The sequence below is a fragment of the Curtobacterium sp. Arg-1 genome (assembly GCF_025643395.1).
Taxonomy (GTDB): Bacteria; Actinomycetota; Actinomycetes; order Actinomycetales; family Microbacteriaceae; genus Curtobacterium; species Curtobacterium poinsettiae.
Genome location: NZ_CP095731.1, coordinates 1,670,381 through 1,688,359, shown reverse-complemented (window position 1 = coordinate 1,688,359; position 17,979 = coordinate 1,670,381). Strand labels below are relative to the sequence as shown.

Annotated in this window: 16 protein-coding genes and 1 pseudogene; 8 read left to right on the top strand and 9 right to left on the bottom strand. The window is 73.0% G+C overall.

Annotated elements, in window-relative coordinates; translation table 11 throughout:
* Nucleotides 1-16: 16 nt before the first annotated feature.
* From MXD64_RS08160 to MXD64_RS08150, 3 genes are all read right to left on the bottom strand, one after another.
* Nucleotides 17-1,567, bottom strand: coding sequence for a GMC family oxidoreductase (locus MXD64_RS08160; RefSeq protein WP_263137392.1), 1,551 nt, complete (start codon nt 1,565-1,567; stop codon nt 17-19).
* Nucleotides 1,564-2,940, bottom strand: a complete 1,377-nt coding sequence (locus MXD64_RS08155; protein ID WP_162242999.1) for an alpha/beta fold hydrolase — start codon at nt 2,938-2,940, stop codon at nt 1,564-1,566. The genes MXD64_RS08160 and MXD64_RS08155 overlap by 4 nt, the downstream gene beginning before the upstream one ends.
* Nucleotides 2,941-3,022: 82 nt before the next feature.
* A complete protein-coding gene (locus tag MXD64_RS08150; protein WP_017885640.1) occupies nt 3,023-4,003 on the bottom strand; it encodes a hypothetical protein in 981 nt (326 codons plus the stop codon).
* 195 nt (nt 4,004-4,198) lie between these two features.
* Here MXD64_RS08150 and MXD64_RS08145 point away from each other — a divergent pair, with 195 nt between their 5' ends.
* From MXD64_RS08145 to MXD64_RS08135, 4 genes and pseudogenes are all read left to right on the top strand, one after another.
* A complete protein-coding gene (locus tag MXD64_RS08145) occupies nt 4,199-5,311 on the top strand; it encodes an amino acid ABC transporter permease (RefSeq protein ID WP_263137391.1) in 1,113 nt (370 codons plus the stop codon).
* Complete coding sequence (locus tag MXD64_RS08140; protein WP_214524980.1) at nt 5,311-6,084, top strand: amino acid ABC transporter ATP-binding protein; 774 nt, start codon at nt 5,311-5,313, stop codon at nt 6,082-6,084. The genes MXD64_RS08145 and MXD64_RS08140 overlap by 1 nt, the downstream gene beginning before the upstream one ends.
* 33 nt (nt 6,085-6,117) lie before the next feature.
* Nucleotides 6,118-6,597: pseudogene (locus MXD64_RS17845) on the top strand (transporter substrate-binding domain-containing protein); the annotation flags it as partial.
* Nucleotides 6,598-6,811: 214 nt separating this feature from the next.
* Complete coding sequence (locus MXD64_RS08135) at nt 6,812-7,135, top strand: transporter substrate-binding domain-containing protein (protein WP_263137390.1); 324 nt, start codon at nt 6,812-6,814, stop codon at nt 7,133-7,135.
* A gap of 281 nt (nt 7,136-7,416) precedes the next feature.
* On the opposite strand, the gene MXD64_RS08130 is transcribed toward MXD64_RS08135, so the two are convergent.
* From MXD64_RS08130 to MXD64_RS08120, 3 genes are read right to left on the bottom strand one after another with little or no spacing between them, the layout of a single operon-like run.
* Nucleotides 7,417-8,559 carry an LLM class flavin-dependent oxidoreductase gene (locus MXD64_RS08130; RefSeq protein WP_017885644.1) on the bottom strand — a complete coding sequence of 381 codons (1,143 nt, stop codon included), beginning with the start codon at nt 8,557-8,559 and terminating at the stop codon, nt 7,417-7,419.
* Nucleotides 8,556-9,941, bottom strand: coding sequence for an NtaA/DmoA family FMN-dependent monooxygenase (locus MXD64_RS08125; protein ID WP_263137389.1), 1,386 nt, complete (start codon nt 9,939-9,941; stop codon nt 8,556-8,558). Before MXD64_RS08125 ends, MXD64_RS08130 begins: the two co-directional genes overlap by 4 nt.
* Nucleotides 9,938-11,158, bottom strand: coding sequence for an LLM class flavin-dependent oxidoreductase (locus MXD64_RS08120; protein ID WP_263137388.1), 1,221 nt, complete (start codon nt 11,156-11,158; stop codon nt 9,938-9,940). The genes MXD64_RS08125 and MXD64_RS08120 overlap by 4 nt, the downstream gene beginning before the upstream one ends.
* A 234-nt stretch (nt 11,159-11,392) precedes the next feature.
* Between MXD64_RS08120 and MXD64_RS08115 the strand changes: the two genes are divergently transcribed.
* Nucleotides 11,393-11,953, top strand: a complete 561-nt coding sequence (locus tag MXD64_RS08115) for a histidine phosphatase family protein (RefSeq protein WP_263137387.1) — start codon at nt 11,393-11,395, stop codon at nt 11,951-11,953.
* Between the two features lie 69 nt (nt 11,954-12,022).
* Here the strand turns inward: MXD64_RS08115 and MXD64_RS08110 are convergent, their stop codons facing one another.
* A complete protein-coding gene (locus MXD64_RS08110) occupies nt 12,023-13,045 on the bottom strand; it encodes a transporter (RefSeq protein ID WP_214562138.1) in 1,023 nt (340 codons plus the stop codon).
* 78 nt (nt 13,046-13,123) lie between these two features.
* Nucleotides 13,124-13,945, bottom strand: coding sequence for a DUF1684 domain-containing protein (locus tag MXD64_RS08105; protein WP_250895211.1), 822 nt, complete (start codon nt 13,943-13,945; stop codon nt 13,124-13,126).
* Nucleotides 13,946-14,357: 412 nt separating this feature from the next.
* Here MXD64_RS08105 and MXD64_RS08100 point away from each other — a divergent pair, with 412 nt between their 5' ends.
* On the top strand, nt 14,358-15,584 hold the full coding sequence (locus tag MXD64_RS08100) for a cobalamin-independent methionine synthase II family protein (protein ID WP_263137386.1): 1,227 nt from the start codon (nt 14,358-14,360) through the stop codon (nt 15,582-15,584).
* A 102-nt stretch (nt 15,585-15,686) separates the two neighbouring features.
* Here the strand turns inward: MXD64_RS08100 and MXD64_RS08095 are convergent, their stop codons facing one another.
* A complete protein-coding gene (locus tag MXD64_RS08095) occupies nt 15,687-16,646 on the bottom strand; it encodes an SDR family NAD(P)-dependent oxidoreductase (RefSeq protein WP_263137385.1) in 960 nt (319 codons plus the stop codon).
* Between the two features lie 75 nt (nt 16,647-16,721).
* Here MXD64_RS08095 and MXD64_RS08090 point away from each other — a divergent pair, with 75 nt between their 5' ends.
* Both MXD64_RS08090 and MXD64_RS08085 read left to right on the top strand, forming a co-directional pair.
* On the top strand, nt 16,722-16,982 hold the full coding sequence (locus MXD64_RS08090; protein WP_017885652.1) for a hypothetical protein: 261 nt from the start codon (nt 16,722-16,724) through the stop codon (nt 16,980-16,982).
* A gap of 134 nt (nt 16,983-17,116) precedes the next feature.
* Nucleotides 17,117-17,974, top strand: a complete 858-nt coding sequence (locus tag MXD64_RS08085; RefSeq protein WP_263137384.1) for a glycoside hydrolase family 16 protein — start codon at nt 17,117-17,119, stop codon at nt 17,972-17,974.
* The last annotated feature ends 5 nt before the right edge of the window (nt 17,975-17,979 follow it).

Here is a 17,979-nt window from a genome sequence, read left to right as displayed (position 1 = left end):
CGGTCGGGGCTCCTGCTCAGGCGGCCTGCAGCATGCGGTCGGCGGTGCGGAGCGAGAGCGCCATGATCGTCAGCGCCGGGTTCGCGATGACCGCGCTCGGGAACACCGAGTTGTCGGCGATCCACAGGTTCGGGACGTCCCATGAGCGGCCGTCCTGGTCGACGACGGAGCGCTCGCGGTCCGTGCCCATCCGCGCGGTGCCGATGGTGTGCGCCGTGCGTTCGAGCACCCGGACGTCCTTGCCGCCGGCAGCCTCGACGATGGTCGTCATCGTGCGGACCGCGTGGCGGCGGATCGCTTCCTCGTTGGAGCCCGGGGTGAACGAGACCCGCGCACGCGGGACGCCGTGCTCGTCGAGTTCGTCGGAGAGCTCGAGCCGGTTGTCGTCGTACGGCAGGCACTCGGCGTTGATGCCGACGCCGGCCGAGAACGGGTAGTCGTGCAGCGCCCGGACGAGTTCTGCGCCGCGGAGTCCGCCGCCCCGGACCAGCGAGGTGGCGAAGGTCTGCGGCTGCGCGCCCAGGCTCTGGATGAGGTAGCCGCCGGCGAAGTCGGCGTCCGCCGGCCGCACGAAGTCCTCGGTGATGATCGACGACGGATACCCGCGGTACGAACGCATCGACTCGTCGAACCGCGCCCACACCTGGGTGGCTCCGTGCGCGGTGAAGTTGCGACCGACCTGCCCGCTGCCGTTCGCGACACCGGTGTGCAGCAGCAGCCGCGGGGTCTCGACACCGCCCGCGGCCAGGACCAGGGACCGGCAGCGCTGGCGGTGCTCGCGCCCACCCGCGGTGTACACGACCGCCTCGACACGTCCAGTCGGGTCGAGCTCGATGCCGTGCACGAAGGACTCCGGTCGGATCTCGGCACCGAAGGCCACGGCCGCCGGCAGGTAGGTCGTGTCCATCGACACCTTCGCACCGTTGCGGCACCCCTGGTGGCACGACCCGCAGGACACGCAGGCCTGGCGCAGCCCGTGGTGCTCCTGGTGGCGGTCCTCGGTGGTCAGCCCGACCGGGGCATCGGTCGCGGTGATCCCTGCGGCAGCGGTGCCGCGCATCATCATGTCCGAAGAAGCGTTCCGGGCCGGCGGGCGCATCCGGTAGCGGCGGGACGGGTCCCACGGGTAGTGCTCGGGACCGGCGACACCGACGTCGTGCTCGACCTGCTCGATCCACCCGGTGAGCTCGGCGTGGCTGATCGGCCAGTCCTGCCCTTCGCCGCTCTCGGTGCGGAGCCGCAGGTCGTGGGCGCTCGGCCGCGGGGTGAACGCGCCCCAGTGCAGCGTCGAACCGCCGACACCCGTCCCGCTGTTGTTCGGACCGAAGGCCGTCGGGGCTCCGCCACCGCTCAGCCGCTCGTCCATCCAGTTGATGTCACCGGGGGCGGCGACCTCGTCCGGCACGTGGTCGCCCGGCTCGGTGTTGCGGCCGGCCTCGAGCGCGACGACCGTCAGGCCACGGCGGGCCAGCGATGCGAGGAGCGGGGCTCCGCCGGCTCCGGTACCGACCACCACCACGTCGACGACGTCGTCCGTGCCGTACGTGCGTTGTCCGTCGAGTCTCATCGTGCAGCTCCGGTCGTCGGTGCGGTGTCGATCGTGGTGTGGGGTGCGGGGGCCTCGGGCTCCCAGGCCTCGCGCTCCCCCGCCGCGAACAGTCGGAAGCCCTGCTTGCGGACGCCGTCGCCACCGTTCGCGTAGCCGTCGAAGTCGATGGCGGCCATGGTGGCGGGGTGCGCGAGCCAGTGCTTCACCAGGTCGACGCTGGCGTCCTCGAACCACGCACGCAGCTGTTCGGCGTCGAGGCCACCGTCGGCGCGGTACCGACCGACCGCCACGGCCTCGAGCGCCTGGTCGAGCGCACCATCGCGGGCGGGTGCGGCGAGGACGTCGAGCGCGGCACGGTAAGCCTCGGCGTCCACCGGCAGCCCGTCGGGTCGCCAGCCGTCGCCGAGCCCGGCGGCGAGCTGCGCGTCGACCCGCAGCGCCAGGTCGACCTGGTCGGAACCGGGCTGCGGGACGACGATCCTGGCGACCGCGCGGAGGGTGTCCAGCTGCGTCGGGGTGAGGGCCTGCGGTGCGGCCGCCGGGTCATCGGGCAGGGCACGAGCGGCGAGCAGGCCCCGGGTGCGGGCGCTGACCCGCGGCGAGGCGATCACGCGGGCGTGCTCCACGGGGACGACCGGTGACCCAGCGACCCGGCGTTGCCAGAAGTCGCGGATGCGCGCGGCCACGGCCTCGGGCTGCTCCCACGGCAGCAGGTGGGCGGCGCCGTCGACGACGTGGAGCTCGTTGTTCGGCCAGTGCGGCACGGTCAGGCGGCGCTGGGCGTCGGCATCGAGGTCGCCGTCCTCGGCACCGGCGAGCACGAGGGCGGGCACCGGGTTCGGCGCCGCGTCGGACCAGTCTTCACGGCTGCCGCGGGTCAGCCAGTCCCGCCAGGCCTCGGGGTCGGTCCGCTCGACGTCCCGCACCGCCGCCGTGTGCCGCGACGGTGCGAGGGCCGACGCCGTGTTCGCGGCGACGAACTCCTCGGCGTCGTCGGCGCTGATCGGGCCGTCGGCCGCCCACGACAGCATGGACCGGCGGCGGTCCTCGTCCATCGGCTCCGGGGCGAGCGGGGACGCGGCGAGGAGCACCACGGCACGCAGGCCGAACAGACCGTTCGCACCGGAGATCGTCCGGTCGGCGACCACCGTGGCGACCTTGCCGCCCATCGAGTGCCCGAGGAGTACCCATTCGGTCGAGCCGCTCGCGCCGATCGCGCGCTCCACCAGGACGGCCATCTCCTCGACGGTGGTGCCGGACGACGCCGGGCTGCGGCCGAAGCCGGGCAGGTCGATGCCGATCAGGTCGAGGTCGCCGACGAGTTCGGCGCGCAGCAGCGCGAACTCCTCGGAACTCGCGCCGAGGGCGTGGAGACAGAAGACGGTGGTCACCATGTATGCCTACCCGTCCCTTGCGGCCGCTCCCAGCCGGGCCGTACCCCGCCGGGTCGTGCGTGTACCCCGATCGACGGCGTCACCGGGCGTACGCGTCGACGAACAGGGCGCCCCGGAGATCACGCAGGGTGTCCGCCAGGCGATCGACGGTGCGGCCGGAGATGCCCGACACCTGCAGGTCGTGCGGGCCGAGCGCCGGCAGCCGTCCGGTGCGGATGCGGACGACCTCCCACCCCACAGCGCGGACGGCGCGGTCCTTCTTCCGGTCGGTCTCCTGCCGCGGGCCGACGTGCTCGAGCCCGTGCCGCCCGGTGGAGTCGTACTCGATGGCGACGCGGAGCTCGGGCAGGATGATGTCGGGCCAGGCCTCGACGTGGTCGAAGAACGGGCGGTCGAGCCGGATCGCGGAGTGGTCGTAGGTGAACGCGAACCGCTCGGACAGCATGCCCCGGAGCTCGGCCTCGACCGCCGAGGCCGTCGCCGGGGCGCAGACGCTCGTGAACGACTCACCCGACGGCAGCCGCGGGGTCTTCGGGCAGATCGTGCGGGGAACGGACTGGGCGCTCCGCCGTGGCGCCCCACCGGCCGACCCGGCGACGGGCCGACGGGACCGGGAACGGCTCGACGCGACGGCGCCGGCCGGGACCCCGCGCACCGGAGCCGCGGGCAGCGTCTGTCGTCCGGCACTCCGGACGACCCGCTGCGGCACCGGCACGGCCTGCGGCCAGTCCGACGGCAGCACCGGCCACCGCTGCGGCTGCGCCTGCACCGCGCACTCGGGGCACCACACGGAGCGGCGGCGCTCACGGCCCGGACGGGACCGCTGTTCGGACGGGGTCGCCACGAAGACGTGCCCGACGTCGCACTCCCAGGTAAGCAGGACCTCGGCCGCCGGGGGGACCTGGGTCAGGACGACGCCGTGGTTCCAGTCGGGGTGGTACTGCCGGATGAGCACCGGGTACGGCGCCCAGTCGGCGCGGAACTGTCCGACGGCGTACGGCACCGCTTCGCCGCGCGACCACTGTCGGCGGCGCCACCACGCATCGACGGGTTCGGCCACGCCACCACGCTAGGAACGACCACCGACAACCACCGACGTCTCCGACAGCCGCGGAACATCACCGATCACCCCGATCCGTGACGCCGCGTTGCGCCGGATGGCACGGTGTTGCGCCGGATGGCACCGTGTTGCGCCGCGTGGCGAGGTGTTGCGCGAGGCGTTGTGGGTGCCGCGCAGGCCTCCTACGGTCGCGACATGACCGACACCACCAGGGCCCCGCAGTGGGACGCGACCAGCGTCGACGACGCGGGCCGGACGACCGGGGCGAGCCGCGCCTCCAGACCGGAGACCGCGACCATCGACGCGGCCGGACGCGCCGCACTCGACCGGCGCGTCGTGCCGTTGCGGCACCCCGCGCGGTGGATCGCCGCCGCCCTTGTGCTCGTCGTGCTGCTGAACTTCGGCGAGACGTTGTTCACGAACGAGCAGTGGGGCTGGCCCGCCGTCGGCAAGTGGCTGTTCAGTCCGGCGGTGCTGACGGGCCTGCAGCTGACGCTCACCGCGACGGCGCTGAGCGCCGTGATCAGCTTCGCCGGCGGTGTGGTGGTGGCGATCGCCCGGCTGTCGCACAACCCGGTGCTGTCCGGGCTGGCGTGGGGGTACGTGTGGCTGTTCCGGTCGGTGCCGCTCATCCTGGTGCTCGTCTTCCTGTACAACCTCGGGTCGCTGTACCCGACGATCGGCATCGGGATCCCCTTCGGGCCGCAGTTCGAGGTGCCGACCGCCAACGTGCTCGGGGACCTGGCGATCGGGGTCATCGGGCTGAGCCTCAGTGAGATCGCCTACGCGTCCGAGATCGTCCGCGCCGGGGTGCTCGCCGTCGACCACGGGCAGCACGAGGCCGCACAGGCACTCGGGCTCCCCCGTCGCCGGCAGTTCGTGCGGGTGATCCTGCCGCAGGCGCTGCGGTCGATCGTCCCGGCGTTCGTGAACCAGGTCGTCGGACTGCTGAAGGCCTCGTCACTGCTGTTCTACGTCTCGCTGCTCGACCTGTTCGGCGTGGTGCAGAACCTGTCGAGCACCTACCCGACGGACATCATCCCGCTGCTCGTCGTCGCCACGATCTGGTACCTCGTGCTCACCAGCGCGGTCTCGATCGTCCAGTACTACGTCGAGCGGTGGACCGCCCGAGGTTCGGTCCGGACGTTGCCGCCCACGCCGTTCCAGCGGGTGCGGGCCGCCGTGCGTCGCGGTTCCGGACGCGGGTCGGGACGGCCTGGAGGCCCGGATCGCCCCCGGCAGTCCGCCTCCGCCGCGCGCGTGGTCGCGTCCGGCCCCGCTTCCACCGTCGACGACAGGACCATCTGATGAGCGCAGCGATCAGCATCCACGGAGCCGTCAAGGCGTTCGGCGACACGGTCGTCGTCGACGGCGTCGACCTGTCGCTGCCGTCCGGCAGCGTGACCGTCGTCCTCGGCCCCTCCGGTTCGGGCAAGTCCACGCTGCTCCGGGCGATCAACCACCTCGAACCGCTCGACCGCGGCGTCGTCACCGTCGGCGGCGAGACGATCGGCGTCCGTCTCCGGACCGGGCGCGACGGGGTGCCGCGCTGGAAGGAGCTGCCCGAGCGGCACATCCTGCGGCAGCGGTCGCGGATCGGCTTCGTGTTCCAGCACTTCAACCTGTTCCCGCACTTGACCGCGCTCGAGAACGTGGCCGAGGGGCCGATCGCCGCCGGGGTCCCCCGTGCCGTGGCGCGCGACCGCGCGGCGGCCCTGCTCGAGCGCGTCGGACTCGGCGACCGTGGCGACACCCGGCCGCGGCAGCTCTCCGGCGGGCAGCAGCAGCGTGTGGCCATCGCGCGGGCGCTGGCGCTCGAGCCGTCGGTCGTCCTGCTCGACGAACCGACCTCGGCACTCGACCCGGAGCTCGTCGGGGAGGTGCTCGGGGTCATCCGGGGGTTGGCGGACACGGGCACCACGCTCGTCATCGTCACGCACGAGATCGCCTTCGCCCGCGAGGTCGCCGACCACGTCGTGTTCCTCGACCACGGGCGGGTCGTCGAGCAGGGGCCGCCGGCCCAGGTGCTCGACCACCCGCAGCACACCCGCACGCGCGACTTCCTGTCCCGCGTCCGCTGACCCCTGATCCCCGCACGCCCCCCAAGGAGAACCATGTCCACGATCGCCCCGTCCCGCTGGCGCAACCGCGCCGGCTTCCTCGTCCTCGCTGCCGGCGTCGTCGTCGCCCTCGCCGGGTGCTCCGCGGGCGCTCCCGCCGACACGAGCGGCGCACCCGACGGCTCCGTCACCATCGGCGCCGCCTCGAACGGTGCCGCGAAGGAGACGACCCTCGAGGTCACCGAGGACACGACGCTGCACGACGCGCTCCCTGCCGCCGTCCGGAAGTCCGGCACGCTGACGATCGGCGTGGGTGCCCTGCCCGCCGGGTTCCCACCGCTCGCCTTCACCGGTGACGACCAGAAGACGATCACCGGCTCGGAGCCCGACCTCGGACGGCTCGTCGCCGCGAAGCTCGGGCTGCGCGCGGACGTGCAGAACGCCACGTGGGACAACCTGTTCGTCGGCATCGACAGCGGCAAGTACGACGCCGGCTTCTCGAACGTCACGGTCACCGAGCAGCGCAAGGAGAAGTACGACTTCGCCTCGTACCGGCAGGACAACCTGGCGTTCCAGGTGCTGGCCTCGAGCTCGCTGCGGTTCGACGGCGACCCGTCCGTGCTCGCCGGGAAGACCCTGTCCGTCAGTTCCGGCACCAACCAGGAGAACATCCTGCTCGAGTGGCAGAAGGAGCTCCGGTCCGAGGGCAAGGACTTCACGATCAAGCTACTACCCGGACGGCAACGCGGTGAGGCTCGCGCTCGACTCGGGCAAGATCGACGCGTACTTCGGTCCGAACCCGACGATCGCCTACCAGAACACGCAGAGCAAGAGCACCGCGAAGCCGACGAAGACCGCGGGCACGTACTCCGGCGCCGGCTCGTCACTGCAGGGGCTCATCGCCGCGACGACGAAGCAGGGCAGCGGCATCGCGAAGCCCGTCGCGGCAGCGATCGACGAACTCATCGAGGACGGTACCTACGCGAAGTGGCTCGCGGCCTACAACCTGTCGAACGAGGCCGTGAAGACGTCCGAGGTGAACCCCGAGGTTCTGCCGCTCGACAACAGCTGACGAGCAAGCGTCGCGTGCGAAGGCTGCACCGCGCCCGGTTCCGCATCCCGTGCCCGGTTGGCCGCACCGTGCGAGCTTGCACGCCCGCACCCAGCGGCCAACACCGCGCCGGCCCGCGAAGGCGGCACGGTGCGGACGGGAGGCACGCGGCGGCCCGGCACCGCGCCTCCAGGCCGCACCGTGCCCGACTACGCATCCCGTGCCCGGTTCCGCACCGTGCGCTGCGCACAAGAACGGCTCCGTCGCTGTCGGACGACAGCGACGGAGCCGTTCCGCGTCGGTCAGCGCGCGGCGGCCGCCGGCTCAGGCAGGGCGGCGCGCGCGGCCCACTCCGCGGCGAGCAGCTCGTACGAGCGCACCCGGGCGTCGTGGTCGTGCGTGATCGTGGTGACGAGCAGTTCGTCGGCACCGGTGGCGCGACGGAGCACCTCGAGGCGGTCGGCGACGCGCGCGGCATCGCCCACGAACCGCGTCGCGAGCCGATCGGCAACGGTGGCTGCAGCGTCGGCTGCGAGCGGGCGCTGCCGGGCCTCGGACGGCGTCGGGTACTCGATCGCCCCGACGCCGGAACGGATCGAGTGCACCCACTGGGCGTACCCGAGCCCGAGTTCGTCCGCTTCGGCCGAGGTCGGCGCCACGAGGACGTCGGCCGACACGATGACGTGCGGGGCGTCCAGCACGCCGGGGCGGAAGGCATCGCGGTACGCCTGCACGGACGCCAGGACCGTGCCCGGCGACGTGTGGTAGTTCGCGCCGTAGGGCAGGCCGAGCGCGCCGGCGGTCCGGGCGCTCTCGCCGCCGGTGGACCCGTGGATCCACAGCTCGATCTCGGCGCCCGCGGCAGGGGGCGCCTCGACCACCCCGCCGTCCCGCGACCACGTGCCGGCGAACAACCCGCGGATCAGGTCGAGTTCGCCCGCGAACCGGTCGACGTCGCCCGGCACCCGTCCGAGCAGCTCCCCCTGCAGCGCGAACCGGCTGCCGGGCGCGATGCGGAACTCGAACGGGGCCGGGACGAGCAGGCCGTCGACGACCTGGTCGGTCCTCGGGACGAGCGAGGGTGGCTTCGGCGTGCCCGGTGCTGGTGCTCCTGAGCGGCCGAGCCCGAGGTCGATGCGCGGCCCGTACAGCGCGGCGAGCGTGCCGAAGGTCTCGGCGATCTGCAGCCCGCGGACGTTGCCGACCAGGGTCGCGGCGCTGCCGACCCGCATGGTCGAGGTGGCTGCGGCGACCGCACCGATGACGACGGTCGGCGCACTGCCGGCGACACCGGGGTTGAGGTGGTGCTCGGCGAGCCAGTAGCGGGCGTACCCGGCACGTTCCGCGGCGACGGCCAGGTCGACCGTGTTCGCCAGGGCCTCGGCGGGGGTCGACCCGCTGCTCACCGGCACGAGGTCGAGGACGGAGAGCGGGACCCGGCTCATGCGAGCACCCGCTGCCGGTCGAGGACCCGTCCGGGCAGGCCCAGGGTCTGGCGGAGCGTCGCGCCCTCGTCGTACGACTGCCGGTAGACGCCGCGCTCCTGCAGCAGCGGGACGACCCGGTCGACGAACTCGTCGAGGCCGTACGGGTTGGTGTGCGGCACGACCACGAAGCCGTCGGTGGCGCGCTCCTGCACGTACCGGTCGATCTCGGCGGCGATGTGTGCGGGCGTCCCGACGAACCCGCCGCGGGTCGAGACCCGGATGACCAGGTCACGGATCGACAGGTGTTCGGCCGCGGCGAGGTCGCGCCACGACTGCACCAGCGCGGGCACATCGCGGCTGTGACGGACACGGCCACGGGTGATGTCGGCCCCCTCCAGGTCCGGCTCGACCGAGGGCAACGGCCCGTCGACGTCGTACGACGACAGGTCACGGTTCCACACCTGCTCGAGGAACGCGATCGCCGTCGCCGGGCTGACCTGGGCGCGGCGGATCGCACGGGAACGCTCCTCGGCCTCGTCCGCCGTGTCGCCGAGCACGAAGGTCGCGCCGGGCAGGATCAGCAGCTCGTCCTTCGACCGGCCGACCCGTTCGAGTCGCTCGGTCACGTCGCGGTGGAACGCCTGCGCGTCGTCGAACTCGGTGTGCAGCGAGAAGATGACCTCGGCGTGCCCGGCGGCGAGGTCGCGGCCCTCGTCGGAGTCGCCGGCCTGCACGATCACCGGGTGTAGCTGAGGGCTGCGCGGGACCGGGAACGTACCGGTCACGTCGAACTGCGGGCCGTGGTGGTCGACGTCGTGGATGCGGGAGCGGTCGGCGAAGACGCCGGCGGCCAGCGCCCCGGCGGCGCCCGACCCGTTTGCCACGATCGCGTCCGACTCCCACGAGTCCCAGAGCTCGCGCGACAGCTCCACGAACTCCGCGGCCCGCGTGTACCGGTCGGCGTGGTCGAGGAACCCGCCCCGGCGGAAGTTCGCGCCATGGAACGCGTCCGAGCTCGTCACGACGTTCCAGCCCGCACGGCCGTCCGTCAGGTGGTCGAGCGTGGCGAGCTGCTTCGCGAGTTCGACGGGCTCGTTGAAGGTGGTCTGCAGCGTGCCGACGAGCCCGATGTGGTCGGTGACGCCGGCCAGCGCGGCGAGGATCGCGAGCGTGTTCGGGCGCCCGACGACGTCGAGGTCGTGGATGCGTCCCTTCTGCTCGCGCAGCCGCAGCCCCTCGGCGAGGAACAGGAAGTCGAAGCACCCCCGCTCGGCGTTCCGGGCGAAGTGCTCGAACGACGAGAACGCGATCTGGCTCTCGGCGCGGTCGTCACTCCAGACCGTGGTGTTGTTGACGCCCGGGAAGTGGGCGGCGAGGTGGACCTGACGCTTGGCGCTCATGCTGAGACCCCAGAGGAGACGGAACCGGCACCGGTGACGGCAGGACGCGCGTACCGGCTGACCGCCGGGGCGATGCCGAGCCGCGTGCGCAGGTCGGCGGTGGGACGGGACGCCACGTCGGCGCGCAGCCCCGCGGTGACGAGCGCCGGGACGAGCTGCCGTGCGATGGCGGTCGAGTCGACCGGGATGCGCAGTGGTCGGAGCCGCACGCCGGCGTAGCCGAGATCCTGCAGGTCCCCGATGCGTCTCACCAGGTCCGGCACCGTCGTCGCGAGCACGGACGTGTCCGACCCGGAGCCGACGGCGTAGGGGGCGCCCGCTGCCGCGTCGAGCGCGGCGAGGTCGTCGGCGGCGGCGGCCGGGGACGACCCGATGAGCACCGCGAGGTCCGCGAGGACCGGACGACGGAGGTCGGACCCGGCCACCTGCTCGGCGGCACGGACGAGTGCCAGCGCAGCACCTTCCTCCAGACCGTCGAAGCCGGGCGTGACCAGCACGACGTCAGCGGCGTCCACGGCGAACGCCGCCGCGTCGGCCCGGTGCGCGAGCGCGAACACCGGCGGCCGCCCCTGCGGCGACCGCGGCACGATCGACGCGCCGTGCACCGACACGAACGAGCCGGAGAACCCCGCGTTGTGGATGCGGTCGCGGTCGATGAAGCGACCGGTCGTGACGTCGCGGATGATCGCGTCGTCGTCCCAGCTGTCCCAGAGGCGGGAGACGACCTCGGCAGCCTCGCGCGCCTCGTCGAACAACGTGGCCGCGTCGTCGCCGCCGGGGCGGCGACCGAACAGCGCGGCCTCACGGGTCGTCGGACTCACCTGGATCCGCCACCCGGCCCGCCCCAGCGAGACGTGGTCGAGGGTCTGGAGGCCCGTGGCGACGTGGAACGGTTCGGTGTGCGTCACCGAGACGGTCGGCACCAGACCGATCGCGCGGGTCGCCGGGGCGACCGCGTTCGCGACCAGGAGGGCATCGAGGCGGCCGACGACGGTCGACGTGTCGAGGTCGCCGTCGGGGTCGGTGGGGCCGGCGGTGAAGGAGTCCTCGAGGGTGACGGCGTCGATGCCGAGCCGGTCCTGCTCGACGACGACGTCGCGCCAGTGGCGGAGGCTCGTGAGGCGCTGTGCTGCCGAGCCGGCGGCGCGCCAGGCGGCGGGGTGCCAGCCGGCGCCCTGCAGCGCGGTGACGAGGGTGATGCGGTCGGGCACGGTCATGGGGCGACGCTAGGACGGTTCGGCCGGGCCGCGAAGCGGTGTTGCGGAACGTGACCGACGGTGTCGCCGTGTGACGTGCGGCGGCGCTCGGTGCGGCGCGGCGCGGCGGCGCGGCGGCATCGTTCGGTGCGAGGTTGCCCTCTCGGTGCGGCGGAACAGGGCGGCACGGAGCGGGCAACCTCGCACCAGACCGGGCCAGGGGCGGGCGGGCGCGCACCGTGCGAGGATCGCCGGATGGTCTCGTCGTTCCTGACCCACGCTGAAGTGGTCGTCGACCCCGCGGTCCCGATCGAGTCGTGGGGGCTGTCGCACGAGGGCCGCGCACGGGCCACGGCTGCGCACCGGTTCGCGTGGACGCCAGGCTCCCGGCGGATCGTCTCGAGCACCGAGCGCAAGGCCGTCGAGACAGCCGACCTGCTCGCCAGCGCCGTCGGACTGCCGGTCGAGCGCGACCCGCTGCTGGGCGAGATCGACCGGAGCGCGACCGGCTACCTGCCGCCGTCCGAGTTCGAGGCCGTCGTCGACGCGTTCTTCGCCGCACCCGAGCAGTCGGTCCGCGGCTGGGAGCGAGCCATCGCCGCCCAGGAGCGCATCGTCGCGGCCGTCCGCCGGCACTGCGCCGCCGGCGACGTCACGATCGTGTCGCACGGTGCGGTCGGCGCGCTGCTCCTGGCCCACCTGCGCGGCGTCCCGATCACGCGCGCCCTCGACCGGCCCGGCATGGGCAGCGTCTTCCGCTTCGACGCGCCCGCCTGGCGGGCGACCAGCGGCTGGAGACGCGTCCCCGCGGCCTGACGGGAGGCGCGGGGCGGGGCCGCCACGGGCCTCCCGTCCGCCGCCTGCGAGGCCCGACCGCCCCGCTCGTCAGACCACGCGCGTCGCGCCCGTCACGGGGCCGGGGGCGGCGTCCTCGTCGTCGGCGTCGTGCAGGGTCCGCTCGGCCTGTCCGAGCAGGTGGTGCACGGCGAGGCCGATGGAGCGGGCACCGACGACCGCGACGAGCACGCTCAGCAGCGCCAGCAACGCGGCGGTGGGGATCCAGGCGGACGGCAGTGCGAGTGCCCGGAACCACTCGACCGATGCGGTGGCGACCGCGGCGGCCGGGAACACGAACGACCAGAACCCGAGCGAGAACCCCAGTCGGACGTACCGCGGCAGCAGGGCCAGCTGCACGAGCACCATCAGGACACCGAGCCCGGCGACTGCCTGCACGGGCAGGGTGACCGCACCGTCGGTGAGCGCGAACAGCGACAGGGTGGCGACCGCCGGTGGTGCGACGAGGATCGCCATCGTCGGCACGAGCGGCCCGGGCAGCGCCGGTCGGAACGCGAGCCGGATGAGCAGCAGGCCGGTCATCACCCCCCAGAAGAACACGCCGACGCCGAGGGCCGGCCAGGACAGCCAGCCGACGCCGACCTCGTGCGTGGCGACCGAGGCGACCAGGGCCGCGGCGACGGTCGGCAGCAGGTAGCCGCCGTGCACGGACTCCAGGGCGAGCCGGCCCTCGAACCAGGTGCTCAGCAGCCAGGCGGCGAACCCGGCAGCGGTGGCCACGGCGGCGAGCACGACGACCTGCCCGGCGACGGGGGCGAACCGCGCCAGGTCGACGCCGAGCAGCATCGCGGTCGCGGGGACGAGCGCGGCGATCGGCCCCTGGGCCGGGTGGCGGAGCTGGTCGACGAGCCGTTCGCCGACGCGTGCGCCCCGGACGGCGTGCGCCCCGAGCAGCCACACCCACGCGACGGCCGCGATCGCCCAGAACACCTGCGGCACCACGGTGGGCAGGTGCAGCACGGGGGCGGCGTACGACCACGTCTCGGCGAAGCCGGCGAGGCCGAACGGGACGGCGAGGGTGTTGAGCGGGATGCGGGAAGTGGGTCGTGGCATGGCTCCCCCATTCTCCCGGACGGGTCGGCTGCGCCGGTGCGGGCCGTGCGTGCTCGTCGGGCCGTGCCTGCTCCGCGGTCAGGCTGCGGGGCGTTGTTCGCCTGCCTCGATCGCGACGTCGAGCCGGTTCTCGGCGGGCGGCAGCGGGCAGGTCGCGTGCGGGGTGTACGCGCACGGCAGGTTCGTCGCCCGGTTGAAGTCGATGTGGGTGGCACCGTCGGCATCCGGAGCGGCGACGTCGAGGCTCCGGTTGGCCGCGTACGTCGTGACCCCGCTCGTGCGGTCGGTGAACAGCACGTGCAGGCCGCCGTCGTACCCGTTGAACGCCAGGAGCGACCGCGGCCCGTCGAGGTCGAACGTCAGGGTTCCGGGGGCCTCGTACACGTGCAGCAGGCCGTCGACGACGCTGCCCACGGTGACCTCGCGCGGGCTGTCGAACGGCTCGAAGTGCGCGTCCACGACGAAGCGTTCAGCGGGGGCGTACGCCGGAGTGCCGTGGTAGCCGACGCGGGTCGGGTTCGACGGGTGTCGCGGGCGCAGCAGGTCGCTGCCGCCGCGCCGGGCGACCTCGATCACCACGGTCTCGTCGCCGTCGCGCCACACCACGTTCGTGCTCGAGCGCTCCGGCAGCGGGCCGAACCGGTGCGTCCCGCTGACGTGCTGCCCGTCGACCTCGATCGTCTCGTCCTCGGCCAGTGCGACCACCGGGCCGTCCTCGTCCGTCGACCAGCTGCCGGGTGCGTCCTCGAAGCGTTCCGGCGTGGCGGTGAGCCAACGGATGCTGGTGATCGCGAGGAACCCGTGTTCGCTCGCCCGGGCCTGTTCGTGGTCGTCGTGCCAGGCGGTCCACGCTCCGGCGAAGGTCGGAGCGGCCGGGGTGGTCGGGTTCGTCGTGCTCATGGGTCGACCGTACGACGGGCGGCCCGGCGGCGCGACGATCGTGTCGTCGTGCGTCGGTGGGCGCGGCGGGGAGGGCGGCGGGGCTGGCGGCGCGATGCGCGGCGGCGCGGGCGGCGCGGGCGGCGCGGGCGGCGCGGGCGGCGCGGGCGGCGCGATGCGGAACGACACCGTCGACGTCGCACGACATCGACCCTGTCGTTCGCACGCGCCTGCAACCGTCCGCGCGCGCAACGAGCGACCGAGTCGGTGTCGGACGACGTCGGCCATGTCGTTCGACGTCCGCACGCATCCACAGTCGCGGAACGTAACGGGCCCGATCCCTCGTGGCAGAGTGGCACTGCAGCGCACCGCGAAGCCTCGCGCGCGGCCCCCGACTCCCGACAGTCCGCACCCATCGAGAGGAAGGCAGCGCATGCCCTTCGAGAACACCGACCGCATCCAGGCCACCACCGCTGGATCACTCCCCCGCACCCCGGAGCTCATCGCCGCGAACGCCGCGCGGCCCGTCGCCGCCGACGGCTTCACGCTCGAGACCACCGACGAGGTCCGAGCCCTGACGAGCGCGGCCGTCGACGACGTCGTCGCACGGCAGACCGCGCTCGGCATCACGCAGCCCGGCGACGGCGAGTTCGGCAAGGCGATGTCGAACAGCGTCGACTACGGCGCCTGGTGGGGCTACTCGTTCCAGCGCGTCAGCGGCCTGAGCCTGACCGACGAGAACATCTTCTCGCAGCAGCCGGTCCGGTCCACCCCGGGGAACATCCGGCTGACGAGCTTCCCGGACCGCCGCGACTGGACGATCTTCCACGACGCCTACACGGACCCCGAGTCGGGCATCGGCACCGGCAAGAACGCCACCGCGTTCCCGACCACCACCGGCCCGATCACCTACACCGGACACGAGGCCGCGACCACCGACGCCGCGAACCTCAAACACGCGGTCGAGGCCGCCGGCGCGGACAACGGCTTCATCACGGCACTCTCCCCCGGTTCGGCCGCCCGCATCGCGAACGAGTACTACGCGACCGAGGAAGAACACATCTGGGCCTGGGCCGATGCTCTGCGCGAGGAGTACACGACGGTCCTCGACGCCGGCCTCGTGCTGCAGATCGACGACCCCTCGATCGCCGAGAACTGGGACCAGATCAACCCCGAGCCGAGCATCGAGGACTACCGGGCCTTCACCCGCATCCGCGTCGAGGCGCTCAACCACGCGCTCCGCGGCCTCGACACGAGCCGGGTGCGCTTCCACCTGTGCTGGGGGTCCTGGCACGGCCCGCACACCACCGACATCGAGCTCCGGCACATCGTCGACCTGATGCTCGAGATCGACGCCGGCGCGTACTCGTTCGAGGCGGCGAACGCCCGCCACGAGCACGAGTGGGCGCTCTGGCAGGACGTCACGCTGCCCGACGGCAAGGTCATCGTCCCAGGGGTCGTCAGCCACGCCACGAACGTCGTCGAGCACCCCGACCTGGTTGCGCAGCGCATCGAGCGGTTCGCCTCGGTCGTCGGACGCGAGCGTGTCATCGCCAGCACCGACTGTGGCCTGGGCGGACGGGTGCACCCGCAGATCGCCGCGGCGAAGCTCGAGTCGCTGGGCGAGGGTGCCCGGCGCGCGAGCGCGAAGCTCTTCTAGCCGCCCGTTCCTTCCCAGAACGGCTGCGGTACCTGGCGAGACCGGGCGCACGCACGAGCGGACTGGAGGCCCGGTGCCAGCTGGCACCGGGCCTCCAGTCCGTCAGCGGCGTCGGCCCAGGGCGACGGCCGCGATCGCCACGAGCGCTCCGGCCCACAGCACCGGGCGCGTGACGCGCCGTCGCTTCGCGACCCAGCCGCCGTCCGTCGCGTTCGCGGCGTCGGCGGGGGCGTAGAGGTTGCCGTCGGTCGGGGCGCCCTTGCCGCGGAGCGCGAACGTCTCCACCATCGGCTTCGTGATCTTGTGGAACAGGCCCGGGAACACGTACTGCAGCGGCACGAGCGATGCCTGCAGTCGCCCGACGAAGCGGTAGCGCTTGGGGTGCACGGCGGCGTGCACCACGGCACGGCCGGCACGCTCGACCGAGACGGTGGGCGGCAGCGGGTGCGAGTTCTTGCCGGTGTAGTTGGCGCCGTTCTGGTAGATCGGGGTGTCGATCGTGGACGGCAGCAGGGCGGTGAACCTGATGCCGGTGCCCGCGAACTCGTCGCCGAGCACGTCGACCAGGCCGAGCGCCGCGTGCTTGCTCGTCACGTACGCCGACTGGTACGGGGCGGACAGCAGCGACTGGATCGACCCGACGAGCACGTAGGTGCCCTTCCCGCGCTGCTTCCAGTGCGGCAGCAGGTGCGTGATGGCGTTGAGGTGCCCGTAGAGGTTCGTGTCGACGACGCGCTTGAACGCCTCGGTGGGGGTCTGCTCGAACAGGCCGTAGACGAACAGCGCCGCGTTGCCGACGAAGACGTCGATGCGACCGAAGCGCGTCGTGACGGTGCCGATGAGGTCCTTGACCTGGCGCTCGTCGGCGACGTCCGTCGGGATCGCGATCGCCTCGGCGCCGAGCTTCCGGCACTCGGCGGCGGCAGCCTCGAGCGAGTCGTGCCCGCGCGCGGCGAGCACGAGTGTGGCGCCCTGCCGGGCGAACTCGTGTGCGGCGGCCCTCCCGATGCCGCTCGATGCTCCGGTGATGACGACGATCTTCCCGCGGTACCGATGTCCCATGCGTCCTTGGTACCCGTCGTCGGTCCGTTCCCGCACAGCCGGGCCGTACCCCTGGGCACGGTGCGAAGATGGAGCATGCGCAAGGACGACCTGACCGTCGACGAAGCCGCGGTCATCGCCGAACACGCCCGCTCTGGTGCCCTCGACGTCGACGACCCCGAGGTGCGGAAGGTCGTCGAGCAGGCGAACCGGGTGCTCGTGCGTGCGCAGATGTGGGGCGAGGAGCGGAGCCCGAAGCTGCGGCGCCGCCGACGGTTCATCGCGATCGGCGCCCTCGTGATGGTGCTCGTCTGGGTCGCCGGGTTGCTCGTGCCGCTGGCACTGCGCTTCGGCTGACGGGTCCGTCAGCGCCGGCCGCGGTGTGCGCGGTGTGCGCGGTGTGGACCGAACACGGTCAGACCCTGGTCAGACGCGCCCCGATGGTGCATGATCCGACGACCACACCACCGCCGCGCTGCAGGGAGCACGACTTGGACCAGCACATCGATCGACGGCGCTTCGTGTCGCTCGGACTCGCAGGCGCTGCCGCCACCGCGCTCGGCGTCACGGCGATCGGCGCGGACGGGTCGGCGCAGGCGGCGACCGGGGCTGCGGCCCCGACTGCCGAACCCGTCCTGCTCGCCGCCGACGAGTTCGACGGCCCGGCCGGCAGTGCACCGAACCCGGCGGTCTGGCGGTACGACCTGGGTGCCGGCGGCTGGGGCAACGCCGAACTGGAGACCTACACGGACTCGCGGCGGAACGCGGCGCTCGACGGCGCGGGCAACCTCGTCATCACCGCACAGCGCGAAGCCGACGGCTCGTACACCTCGGCCCGGCTGAAGTCCGAGGGCACCTCCACCGCGCAGTACGGCCGCATCGAGGCGCGGATCCGGATCCCTCGGGGGCAGGGCATCTGGCCGGCGTTCTGGATGCTCGGCGCGGACATCGGGCAGGTCGGCTGGCCCGCGTGCGGGGAGATCGACGTCATGGAGAACGTCGGGTACGAGCCGGGGATCGTGCACGGCACGGTGCACGGGCCCGGGTACTCCGGTGCCCAGGGCATCTCGGCGTCGTACACGGCTCCGTCCGGCGCAGCGTTCGCCGACGACTTCCACGTGTACGGGGTCGACTGGCGCCCCGGTTCGATCACCTGGACGGTCGACGGTGTCGCGTACCGGACCCTCACCCGCGACGACGTGGGATCGAACCCGTGGGTCTTCGACAAGCCGTTCTTCGTCATCCTCAACGTCGCGGTCGGCGGCACGTGGCCCGGGTCGCCCGACGACTCGACGCAGTTCCCGCAGCAGATGACCGTCGACTGGCTGCGGGTCCACCAGAACGCCTAGTCGGG

What these genes read in the sequence shown, in the direction of transcription:
- MXD64_RS08145 (WP_263137391.1), top strand. Translation starts at nt 4,199, where the DNA reads ATGACCGACACCACCAGGGCCCCGCAGTGGGACGCGACCAGCGTCGAC.
- MXD64_RS08100 (WP_263137386.1), top strand. Translation starts at nt 14,358, where the DNA reads ATGCCCTTCGAGAACACCGACCGCATCCAGGCCACCACCGCTGGATCA.
- MXD64_RS08110 (WP_214562138.1), bottom strand. Translation starts at nt 13,045, where the DNA reads ATGCCACGACCCACTTCCCGCATCCCGCTCAACACCCTCGCCGTCCCG.
- MXD64_RS08125 (WP_263137389.1), bottom strand. Translation starts at nt 9,941, where the DNA reads ATGAGCGCCAAGCGTCAGGTCCACCTCGCCGCCCACTTCCCGGGCGTC.
- MXD64_RS08120 (WP_263137388.1), bottom strand. Translation starts at nt 11,158, where the DNA reads ATGACCGTGCCCGACCGCATCACCCTCGTCACCGCGCTGCAGGGCGCC.
- MXD64_RS08160 (WP_263137392.1), bottom strand. Translation starts at nt 1,567, where the DNA reads ATGAGACTCGACGGACAACGCACGTACGGCACGGACGACGTCGTCGAC.
- MXD64_RS08090 (WP_017885652.1), top strand. Translation starts at nt 16,722, where the DNA reads ATGCGCAAGGACGACCTGACCGTCGACGAAGCCGCGGTCATCGCCGAA.
- MXD64_RS08130 (WP_017885644.1), bottom strand. Translation starts at nt 8,559, where the DNA reads ATGAGCCGGGTCCCGCTCTCCGTCCTCGACCTCGTGCCGGTGAGCAGC.
- MXD64_RS08115 (WP_263137387.1), top strand. Translation starts at nt 11,393, where the DNA reads ATGGTCTCGTCGTTCCTGACCCACGCTGAAGTGGTCGTCGACCCCGCG.
- MXD64_RS08105 (WP_250895211.1), bottom strand. Translation starts at nt 13,945, where the DNA reads ATGAGCACGACGAACCCGACCACCCCGGCCGCTCCGACCTTCGCCGGA.
- MXD64_RS08140 (WP_214524980.1), top strand. Translation starts at nt 5,311, where the DNA reads ATGAGCGCAGCGATCAGCATCCACGGAGCCGTCAAGGCGTTCGGCGAC.
- MXD64_RS08095 (WP_263137385.1), bottom strand. Translation starts at nt 16,646, where the DNA reads ATGGGACATCGGTACCGCGGGAAGATCGTCGTCATCACCGGAGCATCG.